The organism is Burkholderia sp. Bp8998, from assembly GCF_003854235.1.
Taxonomy (GTDB): domain Bacteria; phylum Pseudomonadota; class Gammaproteobacteria; order Burkholderiales; family Burkholderiaceae; genus Burkholderia.
In genome coordinates this window covers 18,512-34,018 of record NZ_QTQF01000036.1, presented here as the reverse complement: position 1 = coordinate 34,018, position 15,507 = coordinate 18,512, and the positions used below count along the sequence as shown (strand labels likewise).

At 69.4% G+C, this 15,507-nt stretch carries 8 protein-coding genes and 1 pseudogene; 4 read left to right on the top strand and 5 right to left on the bottom strand.

Going from position 1 to position 15,507, the window contains the following annotated elements:
* The first annotated feature begins 331 nt into the window (after positions 1-331).
* A pseudogene (locus DIE06_RS28835) lies at positions 332-876 on the top strand (sugar O-acetyltransferase).
* Positions 877-2,907: 2,031 nt separating this feature from the next.
* Positions 2,908-6,480 carry an indolepyruvate ferredoxin oxidoreductase family protein gene (locus DIE06_RS28825; protein ID WP_124664323.1) on the top strand — a complete coding sequence of 1,191 codons (3,573 nt, stop codon included), beginning with the start codon at positions 2,908-2,910 and terminating at the stop codon, positions 6,478-6,480.
* A 90-nt stretch (positions 6,481-6,570) separates the two neighbouring features.
* Here DIE06_RS28825 and DIE06_RS28820 read toward each other — a convergent pair whose 3' ends face one another.
* Positions 6,571-8,238 (bottom strand): Na+/H+ antiporter, encoded by a 1,668-nt coding sequence (locus tag DIE06_RS28820; protein ID WP_124664322.1) that lies wholly within the window; start codon positions 8,236-8,238, stop codon positions 6,571-6,573.
* 292 nt (positions 8,239-8,530) lie between these two features.
* Here DIE06_RS28820 and DIE06_RS28815 point away from each other — a divergent pair, with 292 nt between their 5' ends.
* Both DIE06_RS28815 and DIE06_RS28810 read left to right on the top strand, forming a co-directional pair.
* Positions 8,531-9,817, top strand: a complete 1,287-nt coding sequence (locus DIE06_RS28815; protein WP_124664321.1) for an EAL domain-containing protein — start codon at positions 8,531-8,533, stop codon at positions 9,815-9,817.
* 76 nt (positions 9,818-9,893) lie between these two features.
* Positions 9,894-10,619 carry a copper homeostasis protein CutC gene (locus DIE06_RS28810; RefSeq protein WP_124664320.1) on the top strand — a complete coding sequence of 242 codons (726 nt, stop codon included), beginning with the start codon at positions 9,894-9,896 and terminating at the stop codon, positions 10,617-10,619.
* A 94-nt stretch (positions 10,620-10,713) separates the two neighbouring features.
* On the opposite strand, the gene bioB is transcribed toward DIE06_RS28810, so the two are convergent.
* Genes bioB through bioA form a run of 4 tightly spaced genes read right to left on the bottom strand, consistent with a single transcriptional unit; the run spans position 10,714 to position 15,040 of the window.
* Positions 10,714-11,733 carry a biotin synthase BioB gene (bioB, locus tag DIE06_RS28805; protein WP_124496556.1) on the bottom strand — a complete coding sequence of 340 codons (1,020 nt, stop codon included), beginning with the start codon at positions 11,731-11,733 and terminating at the stop codon, positions 10,714-10,716.
* Positions 11,734-11,769: 36 nt separating this feature from the next.
* Entirely contained in the window at positions 11,770-12,489 is a 720-nt protein-coding gene (gene bioD / locus DIE06_RS28800; RefSeq protein ID WP_124664319.1) for a dethiobiotin synthase, read from the bottom strand.
* Complete coding sequence (bioF, locus tag DIE06_RS28795) at positions 12,486-13,697, bottom strand: 8-amino-7-oxononanoate synthase (protein WP_124664318.1); 1,212 nt, start codon at positions 13,695-13,697, stop codon at positions 12,486-12,488. Before bioF ends, bioD begins: the two co-directional genes overlap by 4 nt.
* A complete protein-coding gene (bioA, locus tag DIE06_RS28790; RefSeq protein ID WP_124664317.1) occupies positions 13,697-15,040 on the bottom strand; it encodes an adenosylmethionine--8-amino-7-oxononanoate transaminase in 1,344 nt (447 codons plus the stop codon). The genes bioF and bioA overlap by 1 nt, the downstream gene beginning before the upstream one ends.
* Positions 15,041-15,507 lie beyond the last annotated feature (467 nt).

Below are 15,507 nucleotides of genomic sequence, written 5' to 3'. Positions count from 1 at the left end.
GCGGATGCGGCGGGTAGCAAATTTCCCGCAAAGCCAGGTGTGGTGGGAGTTCATGAATTAACTAGTTATGAATTTACTAGTTTGAAGTTGGCGCGTGAATGGTCGGCTGAAACGGTGCGACCGCACTGTTCCGCCGGCTTTGCAGCAACGTCGGCGGCCGGCCGCAGGCGCCCGGACGATCGTCGTCGACGGGGCACGAAACACGCAACCGGGTCATCCCGCGCGGGTCGACCGAACGATTGAATTCAAGGCGACGCGATCGCATTCGGCGAGTCAGGCGCTGCGTGATGCGCCGCGTGCCGGATCGATCGCGCACGGAGATCGGCAACGAATGGCGAACGACGATCGCACCACGATCATTCCCCGGCGCACGCCGGAATCGGCCGCAATGCGCGCCGAGCTCAAGCGGACGATGGCGATTACCGCGCGGCTCAACCGTCTGACGTTCGACGATGCGGATGAAGTCCGAGCATTGTTCGGAGAACTGATCGGGAAGCCGATGGACGACGGCTTCCTGCTGATCCCGCGGGCGGCACCGATACGCGGATCGGCCGCAACGTGTTCGTCAACCAGAACTGCACGTTCTATGACCTCGGCGGCCTCGATATCGGCGATGACGTGATGATCGGGCCGAACGTCAGCCTCATCACGTCGGGCCATCCGGTCGAGCCGTCCCGCCGGCACGACGCCGTCGTCGCCCGGCCGATCGTGATCGGGAACAACGTGTGGATCGGCGCGGGCGCGACGATCATTAGCGGCGTGACGATCGGCGAGAACTCGGTGGTCGGCGCGGGTGCCGTCGTGACGCGCGACGTTCCGCCGAATACGCTGGTCGGCGGAAATCCGGCGCGGATCATCCGTTCGATTGCCGAGTGAGGGCGCTTGCGTGCGCCATCCGCTGCGGAGCGCATGTGGACAACCGGCCTTTCCGCTCACTCGAAATGCTGTGAATACGAGCGGTGAGCGCACGCCCGGAGGCCGGATCCGCGGGGCTTTCCGGCATTTGACGCTGATCGCGGACAGATGCGGGAACCGACGTGGCCGATGCGCTGGTGGTGAATTGATGCGCAGTATCGGTTGTGGATATCCTGGCCGCCAAACCACTCGGCACGCTGTGCTTTTCACCGGTGAGGGTGACCGCATGCGGCCGGATGCGCGATGCAGGGTGTGGACAACCGGGGCTCCCAACGACGAAAAATACTGTGCTTTCGAAGGGTGAGTGCTGACGTCCGATTGCGCGTGGGGCTTGCCTGGCGTGGACTTCCGGGCGTCGCGCGAGAGTCGGCGCGACGCGCATTCTAACGGCGCGCGCAGATCGGCGATAGATTCGCACGCGTATCGCGGTGTGGATATCCTGCCGCGGAATTCACTCGAAGCGCTGTGTATTCGGACGGTGAGCGTCGGCACCCGGTCGAACCGGGTATTGGATTGCATGCCCGTTCCCGATTGTCGACGCGGCTTCGAGGGTCGCGCATTCTAACCGCACTCGCGATCGCACGTTCCATTCGATTGCATGCCGCAATGTGGATATCCGATTACCGAAACCAGTCGACGTGCTGTGTATTCCAGCGGTGAAGCCGCGTGGATGCCGCTCGGTCGCGTCCGCGCGAATCCGGATGCACGGGCCTCCGCGTGGTTGCGGGCGCCGCTGTCCATGCCTGATTCGGCGCCTTCGTGCGATGCCGGGCCGACGTTCACCGTGGAATTTCACAGCGTCTCGAGTGGTCGTGGATCGATTTGTCCACACCCGAATCGGCGCCCTCGTTCGATCGCCGTGCCGTCGCTCACCGTTGGCATTCACAGCGTTTCGAGTCGTCGTTGAGCGGGCTGTTCGCGCCCGAATTGGCGCTCTCGCTCGATCGGGTGCTGTCGCTCACCGTCGGAATTCACAGTGTTTCGAGTTGTCGTGGGGCGGGCCCACACCCGAATCGGCATCCTGCTTTGATCGCGTGCCGGTGCTCACCATCGAAATTCACAGGGTTTTGAGTGTCTGGCGGTAGCGATATCCACACCTGTACCGGCACTTCGTTCGGCTGCGCAACGGCATGCATCGATGAACCCCGAAGCCCCGCGAGGGCTTGCAGACGGGGCGCCCACCCCCACTGAAGCCTGCACCCGGCACGCGCCCGTCGAACAACGCGCTATCCTGCGTCGCCCCGAAGCCCCGAAGCCCCGAAGCCCCGAAGCCCCGAAGCCCCGAAGCCCCGAAGCCCCGAAGCCCCGAAGCCCCGAAGCGTCGCGAGGGCGGACAGCGGTGTGGATATCGCACCGCCCAATGGACTCGCCATCCTGTGCATCAGAACGGTGAGGGCGAACGTCGCATCGGCTGGGCGGGGATCCGATGGTGTGAATATCTCCCGCCGACATCGACTCGTCGCGCTGTGGATTTCAACGGTGAGCGTCGGCATCCGCTCGAACCGCGGACCGATTGCGGTGTGGACATCCGGCCCCGGACGCAACGCGAAACCCTGTGCAATCGACCGGTGAGCGCACCGCCGCTACGCCCGCAGCCCGGGCGTTGTGGACATCCCGCACCCGCGACCAATCCGAACGCTGTGCATTCCATGGGTGAGGACGTGCCGGTTCCGCCACCCAAACCCTTCTCGCACGGCCCGCGGGCGCCCGCTGTCGCACCCGCGGGCCGCCTCCCGCGCATCGCCGCCGTTTCGAGGCAACCGGCCTGCCCATCCCGACACACCTCCAACAGCCGCCCATCACCCCGCGCGAGAACTCTCTCAATTCCCCGTCAAAACCTGCGCAGTTTTTCTCACTCCGGCGTCGCCCGAGCAAGATGAGAAAAAACTTTCTCGTGTCTCCGCGAAAAAATAGAGCCATCCAGCCGCCTCCGGCCGGCGTCCTCCGACGCCCCGGTGCGCGGCCCAGAACACACAATCAGGAGACATCCCCATGACCGCCCGCCTGCCCGTCGACGGCACGCCCGCTCTATCCGACTACCGCCTGACCGATAACCTGACCGCCACGCGCGGCCGGATCTTCCTGACCGGCACGCAGGCGCTGGTTCGCCTGCTGCTGATGCAGCGCGCGTCCGACACCACGCAGGGCCTGAACACGGCCGGCTTCGTCAGCGGCTATCGCGGCTCGCCGCTCGGGATGGTCGACCAGCAGCTGTGGAAGGCGACGAAACTGCTCGACGCGGGCGGCGTGCGCTTCCTGCCCGCGATCAACGAGGAACTCGGCGGCACCGCCGTGCTCGGCACGCAGCGCGTCGAGGCCGACCCGGAGCGCACCGTCGATGGCGTGTACGCGATGTGGTACGGGAAGGGGCCCGGCGTCGACCGCGCCGGCGACGCGCTGAAGCACGGCAACGCATACGGTTCGTCGCCGCACGGCGGCGTGCTGGTGGTGGCGGGCGACGACCATGGCTGCGTGTCGTCGTCGATGCCGCACCAGAGCGACTTCGCGATGATCGCGTGGCACATGCCGGTCGTGAACCCGTCGAACATCGCCGACATGCTCGAGTTCGGCCTGTACGGCTGGGCGCTGTCGCGCTATTCGGGCGCATGGGTTGGCTTCAAGGCGATCTCGGAGACCGTCGAGTCGGGCTCGACCGTCGATCTCGACGCGCTGCAGACGCACTGGCCGGCACCGGCGGGCTTCACGCCGCCGGCGGGCGGCCTGCACAACCGCTGGCCCGACCTGCCGAGCCTCACGATCGAGGCGCGCCTTGCCGCGAAGCTGGACGCGGTGCGCCATTTCGCGCGCACCAACAGCATCGACAAGTGGATCGCGCCGAGCGCGCAGGCGAACGTCGGCATCGTCACCTGCGGCAAGGCGCACCTCGACCTGATGGAAGCGCTGCGCCGGCTCGACCTGACGGTCGCCGATCTCGACGCGGCCGGCGTGCGGATCTACAAGGTCGGCCTGTCGTACCCGCTCGAGATGACGCGCATAGAGACCTTCGTCGAGGGGCTCGCCGAAGTGCTGGTGATCGAGGAGAAGGGCCCCGTCATCGAGCAGCAGATCAAGGACTACCTGTACAACCGCGCGGACGGCGCGCGCCCGCGCGTGCTCGGCAAGCATGACGCGCAGGGCGCATGCCTGTTGTCCGAACTCGGCGAACTGCGGCCGTCGCGGATCCTGCCGGTGTTCGCCGCATGGCTCGCGCGGCACAAGCCGGCGCTCGATCGCCGCGAACGCGTCGTCGATCTCGTCGCGCCGCAGATCCTGTCGAACGAGGCGGACGCGGTGAAGCGCACGCCGTACTTCTGCTCGGGCTGCCCGCACAACACGTCGACGAAGGTGCCGGAAGGCTCGATCGCGCAGGCCGGCATCGGCTGCCACTTCATGGCGTCGTGGATGGAGCGCGACACGACGGGCCTGATCCAGATGGGCGGCGAGGGCGTCGACTGGGCCGCGCACGCGATGTTCACCAACACGAAGCACGTGTTCCAGAACCTCGGCGACGGCACCTACTTCCACTCGGGCATCCTCGCGATCCGCCAGGCGGTCGCCGCGAAGGCGAACATCACGTACAAGATCCTCTACAACGACGCGGTCGCGATGACGGGCGGCCAGCCGGTCGACGGCAGCATCTCGGTGCCGCAGATCGCGCGGCAGGTCGAGGCGGAAGGCGTGTCGCGCTTCGTCGTGGTGTCCGACGAACCGGAGAAGTACGACGGCCATCACGGCCAGTTCCCGCCGGGCACGACGTTCCATCACCGCAGCGAACTCGACACGGTGCAGCGCGAGCTGCGCGAGACGCCGGGCGTCACCGTGCTGATCTACGACCAGACCTGCGCGGCCGAGAAGCGCCGCCGCCGCAAGAAGGGCGAGTTCCCCGACCCGGACAAGCGCCTGTTCATCAACGACGCGGTGTGCGAAGGCTGCGGCGATTGCGGCGTGCAGTCGAACTGCCTGTCGGTCGAGCCGCTCGAGACGCCGCTCGGCCGCAAGCGCCGCATCGACCAGTCGTCGTGCAACAAGGACTACTCGTGCGTGAACGGCTTCTGCCCGAGCTTCGTGACGGTCGAAGGCGCGGCGTTGAAGAAGGCCGCGGGCGCGGCGTTCGACGAGGCGGCGCTCGCCGCGCGCGTCGACGCGCTGCCGGTGCCCGCGACGCATCTCGACGCGGCACCGTACGACATGCTCGTGACGGGCGTGGGCGGCACCGGCGTCGTGACGGTCGGCGCGCTGATCAGCATGGCCGCGCACCTCGAAGGCAAGAGCGCGTCGGTGCTCGACTTCATGGGCTTCGCGCAGAAGGGCGGCTCGGTGCTGTCGTTCGTGCGGATCGCATCGAGCGACCGCTGGCTGAACCAGGTGCGCATCGATACGCAGCAGGCCGACGTGCTGCTCGCGTGCGACATGGTCGTCGGCGCGAGCGCCGAGGCGCTGCAGACGGTGCGCCACGAGCGCACGCGGATCGTCGTCAACACGCACCGGATTCCGAACGCATCGTTCGTGCAGAACCCCGACGCGAACCTGCACGCGGATGCGCTGCTCGAGAAGATGCATCACGCGGCCGGCGACGGCTACCTGTCGAGCTGCGACGCGCAGGCGCTCGCCGCGAAATTCCTCGGTGACCCGATCGGCGCGAACATCCTGATGCTCGGCTACGCGTGGCAGCTCGGCCTCGTGCCGGTGTCGCTCGCCGCGATGATGCGCGCGATCGAGCTGAACAACGTCGCGGTGCCGATGAACAAGCTGGCGTTCGCGATCGGCCGGATGGCGGCCGGCGACGCGGCGGGCCTCGACGCGTTGTGGAACGCGCGTCACGCGGTGGCCGTGCAGGTTGCGCCGGAGACGCTCGCCGAACTGATCGCCGATCGCGAAGCGCGCCTCGATGCATACGGCGGCGCGCGTTACGTCGAGCGCTACCGCGCGCTGGTGAACGCGGCGTGCGCGAAGGGCGACGATGCGCTGGCGCGCGCGGTCGCGACGACGTTCTACCGGCTGCTCGCGGTGAAGGACGAATACGAGGTTGCACGGTTGTACGCGGACGGCGCGTTCCGCACCGCGCTCGAGGCGCAGTTCGAAGGCGTGCCGGGGCAGGACTATCGCGTGAAGTTCAACCTGGCGCCGCCGACGGTCGCGAAGGCCGGCCGCGACGGCAGCACGCCGAAGAAACGCGTGTTCGGCCAGTGGATGTGGCCGGTGCTCGGCACGCTCGCGCGCGTGCGCAGCCTGCGCGGCACGTGGCTCGATCCGTTCGGCCGCACGGCCGAGCGCCGGATGGAGCGCGCGCTTGCGGACGACTACGAGACGACGCTCACGCGCGCTCTCGCCGCGACGACCGCCGGCAATGCGGCGCAGGTCACGCAGCTGGCCGACCTGCATGCCCGCGTGCGCGGCTTCGGTCACGTGAAGGTGCGCAACCTCGCCGGCGTGAAGCGTGCGGAGCGCGAGCTCGCGCTGCAACTCGGCATCGACGCGGCGACGAGTGCGGCGGTGCAGCACGCGCTCGACGAGATGAAGGGTGCGGGGATGCTGAAGGGGATTCCGGTCGTCGTCGCGAAGTAGCGCGAACCCGCGCGGATGTGAAAACGGCGACGCTCGCGCGTCGCCGTTTTTTTATCGGGAAGCCGTGCAGCCGCACCGCGGCGCGGCGGCTCAGACGATCCCTTTCTTGCGCGTCGACAGCGCCGTTTCCGACAGGTCGATCTCGCGAATCAGCTTCGTCAGCGTCTCGTCGGAAATCCTGCTTTCGCTGCGCAGCCGGTACAGCACCGACCGTTCCGCGCGCACCGCCGCGATCCGCATCTGCAGTTCCATCGTCTCGGCTTGCCGCGCTTGCGCGCGCGGTGTCGGGCCGTCTTCGGCGAGCGCGGCGAGGCGGCGGCGGTACTGGTCCATCACGCGTGCGGAGATGTCCGCGCAGCGCGCGGCGCCCGATTCGTCGAGATCGGCCGAGATCGCGTCGTGCGACGAGTCGATCGCGCGGATCGCGGCCTGCGCGGCGGCCGCGCGCGCGGTGCGCTCCTCGTCGGCGAGCGGGTTGCGCGTCGAGCGCACGCCGCGCAACAGCAGCGGCAGGCCGATCACCGCGACGATCAGCGAACCGAGAATCACCGCCGATGCGACGAAGACCGCGGTGTCGCGCCCGGGCAGCGGCGCGCCGTCGGACAGCGCGACGGGGATCGACAGCACGCCCGCGAGCGTGACGGCGCCGCGCACGCCGCCGACCGTCATCACCGCGATCGTGCGCACGCCGGCCATCGTGCCCGCGAGGCCGTGGCGCGCGGCGCGGCGGCTTGCGATCCAGCGCAGCAGCCAGACCCACAGGAAGCGGATCGCATACAGCGCGAGCATCATCGCGCACACGTTGAAGATCATCCGGCCGACGAGCGCGTCGCTCGTGTGGTGCGCGTCGACGAGCGCGCGGCCGATGATGTGCGGCAGTTGCAGCCCGAGCATGATGAACACCATGCCGTTGAACACGAACTCGATCATCGCCCACGTGCTTTCGGCCCGCACGCGCGACGCGACGGTGCTTTCGCGGGAGAAGCTCGTGTAATTCATCATCATCCCGGCGGACACGGCGGCGAGCACGCCCGACAGCTCGAGGTGCTCGGCGAACAGATAGGCGGCGAACGGCACGAGCAGCGTCATCACGATGCCGGGGGCCGGATCGCCTTCCTGCTCGGCGTTCAGGAAGCGCGTCGACAGCGCGCTGAACACCCACGACACGATCGCGCCCGTCGCGAGCCCGCCGGCGGCGACGATCACGAACGTGACCGACGCGGCGCGCAGCGAGAACATGCCCGTGAGCGCCGCCGCGACCGCGAACTTCAGCGCGACGAGGCCCGACGCGTCGTTCATCAGCGCCTCGCCTTCGAGGATGTGCATCAGCTGCGGCGGAATCCTGCCCTTGCCGGCGATGCCCGACAGCGCGACCGCGTCGGTGGGCGACAGCACGGCGGCGAGCGCGAACGCGATCGGCAACGGCAACTCGGGTATCAGCCAGTGCGCGAAGTAACCGACTGCGAGTACCGTCATGAACACGAGCCCGAACGCGAGCATCAGGATCGCGCGGCGCTGCAGGTACAGCTCGCGTTTCGGAATCCGCCAGCCGTCCGCGAACAGCAGCGGCGGAATGAACAGCAGCATGAAGATTTCGGGATCGAACGTGACGTGCAGGTTCAGCTTCGGCCACGCGAGCATCGCGCCGAACGCGATCTGCATCAGCGGCAGCGGCAATTGCAACGGCAGGATGCGCGTGACCGCGCCGGACAGCGCGACGGTCAGCAGCAGGATCAGGACGGTGAAGACGATTTCCATCGATACGGCAATTGTGCGGAATGAAACGACCGGACGGAGTTTAGCGTGACGGCGTGACGGGTGCGCTCGCGTGCGCCGGTGCGCATGCACGCAAACGGTGCGTCCGGCCTGCGCCATGCTGGTGCGGCGGCGCCGCACGCAGGCGCGGCGCGCGTGTTCAGCCCTTGCACGGAGATTGCTTGATGCTTGCGTACCGTCCGGCACCGGCCGGACAACCGAGGATTCCAACCATGACATTGCGTGCGCCGTCCCGTTCACCCGCCGCGTTCGGCTGCATCACCAGGAGGGCGCCATGACGATCGTGCAGCAGGAACGTCCGGCCACCGCATCGCCGTATCGTTTCGAGCGGGAGATGAGTTCCGGCCTCGAACGCCTGGCGACGCAGCATCGCGACCTGACGCTGACGACCGTGTTCCAGCCGATCTTCAGCCTGTCGCACCAGCGTGCGGTAGGCTACGAGGCGCTGTTGCGCGCGCATGACGCGCTCGACCGCGCGGTGTCGCCGCTCGACGTGTTCGGCGAGGCCGCGCGCCAGGGCGAGCTGTTGCAGCTCGACCGGCTCGCGCAGGCGCTGCATCTCGAGAACTTCACGCTGCTCGGCGCCGAGCGCGAGTGGCTGTTCCTCAACGTGCATCCGGGCGTGCTGACCGACCCGTTCCAGGCTGCCGCGCTGCTCGCGAACCTGAAGCGGATCGGCATGCCGCCGCGCCGCGTCGTGCTCGAAGTGCTCGAACAGCGCGCGGAAGACATCGAGCGGCTCGCCGACGCCGTGCGCGAATTCCGCGCGCAGGGTTTCCTGATCGCGCTCGACGATTTCGGCGCCGGTCACTCGAACCTCGAGCGGATCTGGCAGCTGAACCCGGACATCGTGAAGCTCGACCGGATCATGCTGTCCCACGCGGCGCACCGCACGGGGCTCACCGCGATCCTGCACGGGCTCGTCACGCTGCTGCACGAGGCCGGCAAGCTCGTGCTCGTCGAGGGGATCGAGACCGAGCACGACGCGCAGATCGCGCTGTCGTGCGAGGCCGATTTCGTGCAGGGCTATTTCTTCGGCCGCCCGGCGCCCGGGCTCCCCGACAGTGCGACGGCGACCGGCTGCATCGGCGAGCTGACCGAGCGGTTCCGTCAGCAGACCGAAGCGCGCGAGCGGCGCGACGCGCAGCGGCTCGCGCCGTACCTGCGTGCGTTCGAGCGCGCGGCCGAGCGGGTGGCGGCCGGCGAGCCGCTCGACGAGGTGTGCTGGAACTTCCTCGCGCTCGACGACGCGGCGCGCTGCTTCCTGCTCGACGCGCGGGGCCGCCAGGCGGGCCGCAACGTCGTGCTGCGCGCCGACCGCGCGCTCGCCGAGGCGCGCTTCTCGCCGCTGTCGGATGCGCAGGGCGCGAACTGGCTGCGCCGGCCGTATTTCCGCACGGCGATCGCGGAGCCCGGACGCGTGCAGGTGACGCGCCCGTACCTGTCGATCAACGAGGCGCAGCCGTGCGTGACGCTGTCGGTGGCGGTGCGGATCGGCGATGCGCAGCACGTGCTGTGCGGCGATATCGACTGGACCGACGAAGAAGCCGGCGGCGCATAGCACCGGCGTCGCGCTGGCGCCGTTCGCGCTGCTCGGCTAGGATGCGCGAATTGTCCAGACGATTCGCGAGCCGCCGATGAACCGAACCGCCGCTTCCTCCGTCCTCCTCGAAGTGATCGCCACCACCGTCGGCGACGCGAAGGCCGCCGCCCGCGCGGGCGCCGACCGGCTCGAACTCGTCACCGCGATCAGCGAAGGCGGCCTCACGCCGAGCGTCGGCCTGATCGAGGCAGTCGTGGCCGCCGTGGCGATCCCCGTCAACGTGATCGTGCGGCCGCACAGCCGCGCGTTCGTCTACGATGCCGACGACCTGCGCGTGATCGAACGCGACGTGCGCGCCGCCGTCGCGGCCGGCGCGAACGGCGCCGTGTTCGGCGCGCTCGATGCGCGCGGCGACGTCGATCTCGATGCGCTTGCCCGCATCGCGGCCGCCGCGGACGGCCGCGACCTGACGTTCCATCGCGCATTCGACGTGTCGCGCGACCTCAACGCCGCGTTCGACGCGCTGCTGCGCGTGCCGGCCGTCACGTCGGTGCTGACCTCGGGCGGCCATCCGTCGGTGCTCGACGCGGTCGCGACGATCACGCGGCTGGTCCGGCAGGCGGCAGGCTCGACCTGCACGGTGCTGGCCGGCTCGGGCCTCACGATCGACGCGGTCGGCGATTTCGTCCGTGCCACCGGCGTGCGCGCGGTGCATTTCGGCTCGGGCGTGCGGCCGCGCGGCGAGGTGCTGGCACCCGTCGACGAACAGCGCGTCGAGCGCGTGCGCGCGGCGCTCGACGGCGCGGCGGCGCACGTGTGACGCGCACGCCGCAGCCGCGCGCCGGCGATCGGGTGAAAAAAAGCCGGGGCATGCCCCGGCTTTGTCATCTGCACGCGGTGCGCGACGTCGTCGCTTACGCGTTCTCCGCCAGCGCGTCGGCCTGGCTCGCGCGGATACCGAGGCGCTCGAACAGCGCGCGGTCGCGTTGCGTCTGCGGGTTGCTCGTCGTCAGCAGCTGGTCGCCGTAGAACATCGAGTTCGCGCCCGCGAGGAAGCACATCGCCTGCATCGCGTCGTCGAGCTGCTCGCGGCCGGCCGACAGGCGCACGACGGCCTTCGGCATCGTGATGCGCGCGACCGCGATCGTGCGCACGAACTCGAACGGGTCGAGCGGCGCGGTGCCTTCGAGCGGCGTGCCTTCGATCGCGACGAGGTTGTTGATCGGCACCGACTCCGGATACGGGTTCAGGTTCGCGAGCTGCGAGATCAGGCCCGCACGTTCACGGCGCGATTCGCCCATCCCGATGATGCCGCCGCAGCACACGTTGATGCCCGCGTCGCGCACGCGGTCGAGCGTGTCGAGACGATCCTGGTACGTGCGCGTCGAGATCACCTGGCCGTAGAACTCCGGCGACGTGTCGAGGTTGTGGTTGTAGTAGTCGAGGCCCGCGTCGGCGAGCTGCTGCGCCTGCTCGTCCTCGAGCATGCCGAGCGTCATGCAGGTCTCGAGGCCCAGTTCCTTCACGCCGCGCACCATCTCGGTCAGCGCCGGCATGTGGCGCTCCTTCGGGTTGCGCCATGCGGCGCCCATGCAGAAGCGGCTCGCGCCGTTCGCCTTGGCCGCACGCGCGGCGTCGAGCACCGTGTCCACGTCCATCAGCTTCTCGGCCTTCAGGCCCGTTTCGTGGTGCGACGACTGCGAGCAGTAGCCGCAATCTTCCTCGCAGCCGCCCGTCTTGATCGACAGCAGCGTCGACAGCTGCACCGCGTTCGCGTCGAAGTGCTCGCGATGCACTTGCTGCGCGCGGAACATCAGGTCGTTGAACGGCAGCTCGAACAGCGCGACGACGTCGGCGACGCGCCAGCGCTGCGGCGCCGGAGCGGCCACGGGGATCGCGTCGGGTTGCACGGCGGCGGTCTGGGCTTGGGTCATGGTGGTTTTCCTGTCGTGAATGCGGGGATCGGGGCGTCAATGCCGCGCGTGGCGCAGCGTGTCGACGAGCGCGGCGATGTCGAGCATCGCCGCGGCGGATTCGGGGGCGGCCGGGCGCAGGTGCGCGATGCGGCCGAGGAGCGGCGCGCGATGCTCGCGCGCGAGCCAGTCGCGGATCGTCGCGACGTTCTCGTCGGCGTACGACATGGCCGGGTCGACGTGGTTCGCGACCCAGCCGGCGAGCGTGAGGCCGCGCTGGCGAATCGCGTCCGCCGTCAGCAGCGCGTGGCTGATGCAGCCGAGCCGCACGCCGACGACGAGCACGACGGGCAGGCCGAGCGCGACCGCGAGATCGGCCGTGTCCTGCGTGTCGTTCAGCGGCACGCGGAAGCCGCCGACGCCTTCGACGACGACGACGTCCGCGCGCGTCAGCGCTTCGCGGTGGCTCGCGACGATCGTGTCGAGGTCGAGCGTCACGCCTTCCTGCGCGGCGACGATGTGCGGGGCGGCCGGCGCCTTCAGCAGGAACGGCGTGCGCAGCTCGGGCGGCAGCACGACGTTCGCGGCCGCGTCGAGCTGGTCGGCGTCCTCGTTGCGCCAGACCCCGTCGCGCTCATACGCGCCGGCGGCGACGGGCTTCAGCGCGGCCGCGCGCAGGCCGTGCCGCGCGAAGCCGTGCAGCATCGCGGCCGACACGAAGGTCTTGCCGATCTCGGTGTCGGTGCCGGTGACGAAAAGAGAGAGTGGTGCGGTCATGCTGCTGCCTCGCTGGCTTCGATCAGCGCGGTTTCGAGCCGCGCGAGATCGTCGAACGAATGCGCGGCCGACAGCGAGATGCGCAGCCGCGACGTGCCGGCGGGCACCGTCGGCGGCCGGATCGCGGGCACCCACAGGCCGTGCGCGTCGAGCGCGCGCATCGCCGCGAGCGTCGCGTCGTTGCTGCCGATCACGAGCGGCTGCACGGCCGTGTGCGAATCGACCGGCTGCCAGCGCGTCATGCGCAGCAGCGCGCGCGTGCGCTCGATCAGCGCGGCGAGGTGCGCGCGTCGCGCGTCGCCTTCGTCGCCGGCGATCACCTTCAGGCTCGCCGATACCGCATGCGCGACCGCCGGCGGTGCCGCCGTCGTGAAGATGTAGCTGCGCGCGCGCTGGATCATCCATTCGATCACGGTCTCGTGCGCGATGACGAACGCGCCCGCGACGCCGGCGGCCTTGCCGAGCGTGCCGACGTACACGAGGTTCGGCGAGCGCAGCGCGGCGGCCGCGAGCGCGCCGCGGCCCTGCGGGCCGAGCACGCCGAAGCCGTGCGCGTCGTCGACGACGAGCCACGCGCCGTGGCGTTCGGCCAGCGCGACGAGTTCGGCGAGCGGCGCGATGTCGCCGTCCATGCTGAACACGGTGTCGCTGACGATCAGTTTCGTTTCGGCCTGCGACGCGTCGAGCAGCGCGGCGAGCGCGTCCATGTCCGCATGCGGATAGACCTGCACGGTCGCGCGCGACAGCCGGATCCCGTCGATCAGCGACGCGTGGTTCAGCGCGTCGGAGAAGATCGTTGCGTCCTTGGCCGTCAGCGCCGTCATCGCGGCGAGGTTCGCCATGTAGCCGGTGCTGAAATACAGCGCGCGGGGCGCGTCGGAGAAGCCGCCCGCGAAGCCGGCGAGTTCGTTCTCGAGCGTCGCGTGCGCACGCGAATGGCCGCCGAGCAGATGCGAGCCGCCGCTGCCGGAGCCGTAGCGCTGCGCGCCTTCCGCGAACGCGGCGACGAGCGCCGGATGCGCGGCGAGGCCGAGGTAGTCGTTGCTCGCGAAGCCGACGATGTCGCGGCCGTCGACGCGCATGTGCGCGTCGCACGCCGTGTCGGCGGTGCGGCGCACGCGGCGCAGGCCCTGCGCATCGAGTTCGGCGAGGCCGCGCTGCAGCGTGTCGAGCAGCGGCGTGACGGTTTCCCGCGAAGCTTGTTTCATCACGCTGCCTCCGCGAGCGTCGCATCGAGCGTGTCGCGCGTGCGTTGCGCGAGCCACGCGATGTCGTCGTCGCTCATCACGTACGGCGGCATCAGGTACACGGTCGTGCCGATCGGGCGCAGCAGCAGTTCGCGTTCGAGCGCGCGTTCGAAGAAGCGCCGCGAGAAGCCGCGCGCCGGGTCGCCGTCGAGTGCGACGTCGAAGGCGAACAGCGTGCCGCGCTCGCGCAGGTGGCGCACCTGCGGGTGCGCGTCGAGCGGCGCGAGCGCGGCGCGCAGCGCGGCCGACTTGCGCGCATTGCTCGCGAGCACGTCGTCGCGCGCGAACAGGTCGAGCGTCGCGACCGCCGCGCGGCACGCGAGCGGGTTGCCGGTGTACGAATGCGAATGCAGGAAGCCGCGCGTCGTGTCGTCGTCGTAGAACGCCGCGAACACGTCGTCGCGCGTGAGCACGAGCGACAGCGGCAGGTAGCCGCCGCTGATGCCCTTCGACAGGCACAGGAAATCGGGCCAGACGCCGGCCTGCTCGCACGCGAAGAAAGTGCCGGTGCGGCCGCAGCCGACCGCGATCTCGTCGGCGATCAGGTGCACGCCGAATTCGTCGCACAGCGCGCGCAGCCCGCGTACGTACGACGGATCGTGCATCGCCATGCCGGCCGCGCATTGCACGAGCGGCTCGACGATCAGCGCGGCGATCCGGTCGGCGCGTTCGGCGAACAGGTGCCGCACGTCGTCGAGCGCGCGGCCCGCGACGTCGGCGGCCGTCTCGCCCGGCAGCGCGCCGCGCGCGTCGGGCGACGCGACCACGTGCGCGTTGCGGATCAGCGGGTCGTACGCATCCTTGAACAGCGCGACGTCGGTCACGCCGAGCGCGCCGATGGTCTCGCCGTGATAGCTGTTCGCGACGCACACGAATTCGCGCTTGTCCGCGCGGCCGCGGTTGCGCCACGCATGGAAGCTCATCTTCAGCGCGATCTCGACCGCCGACGCGCCGTCCGACGCGAAGAACGCATGGCCGAGCGTGCGCGCGGTGAGCGCGTGCAGCCGCTCGGCGAGCTCGATCGCCGGCTCGTGCGTGCAGCCGGCGAGCATCGCGTGCTCGAGCGTGTCGAGCTGGTCCTTCAGCGCCGCGTTGATGTCCGGGTTCGCATGGCCGAACAGGTTCACCCACCACGAGCTGATCGCGTCGAAGTAGCGGCGGCCGTCGCGGTCGTACAGCCACAGGCCCGCGCCGCGCGCGACGGGGATGAGCGGCAGGCGCTCGTGGTGCTTCATCTGGGTGCAGGGATGCCAGACCGCGCGCAGGCTGCGCGCGACCCAGTCGTCGGTGGCTGGCGTACTCAAGGCAACTCCGGGGGGTAAAACGGCGGCTGGCATCGAACGGGATGCCGCGCGGCGACAGACGGAAAACGCGCTGAGATTAGCGTGTTCCGCCGCACGTTGCACTACCGGTTACAAACACCGCAAAGCCTTGCCGGACGGGAGTTCGGCGCAGATCCGGGGTGCTCGGGGCGGTACGCGCCAATTGCCTCGAAATGACCGCAGATGACGACGGTCGAGTGACACCCCCCGACAGAAAAAATCGTCGGGCAGGCAGATGCGCGAGGGTGAAAAATCGGGGGCGGGAGGCGAAAGGGGGCGCGACGCAATGCGCGCAGCGGCGGGTGAATGATGGGTGGAATCAGGCTGATGGGTGGAGTCACGCGCGGCCGGGCCAGGAAAAGGGCCGGAAAAAAAAGGACAGCGGAGGGCGTCGGGGGCGGGGTACGCCCCGATGGATCACATGAGCGCGAGAGCGGACGTGCGACCGC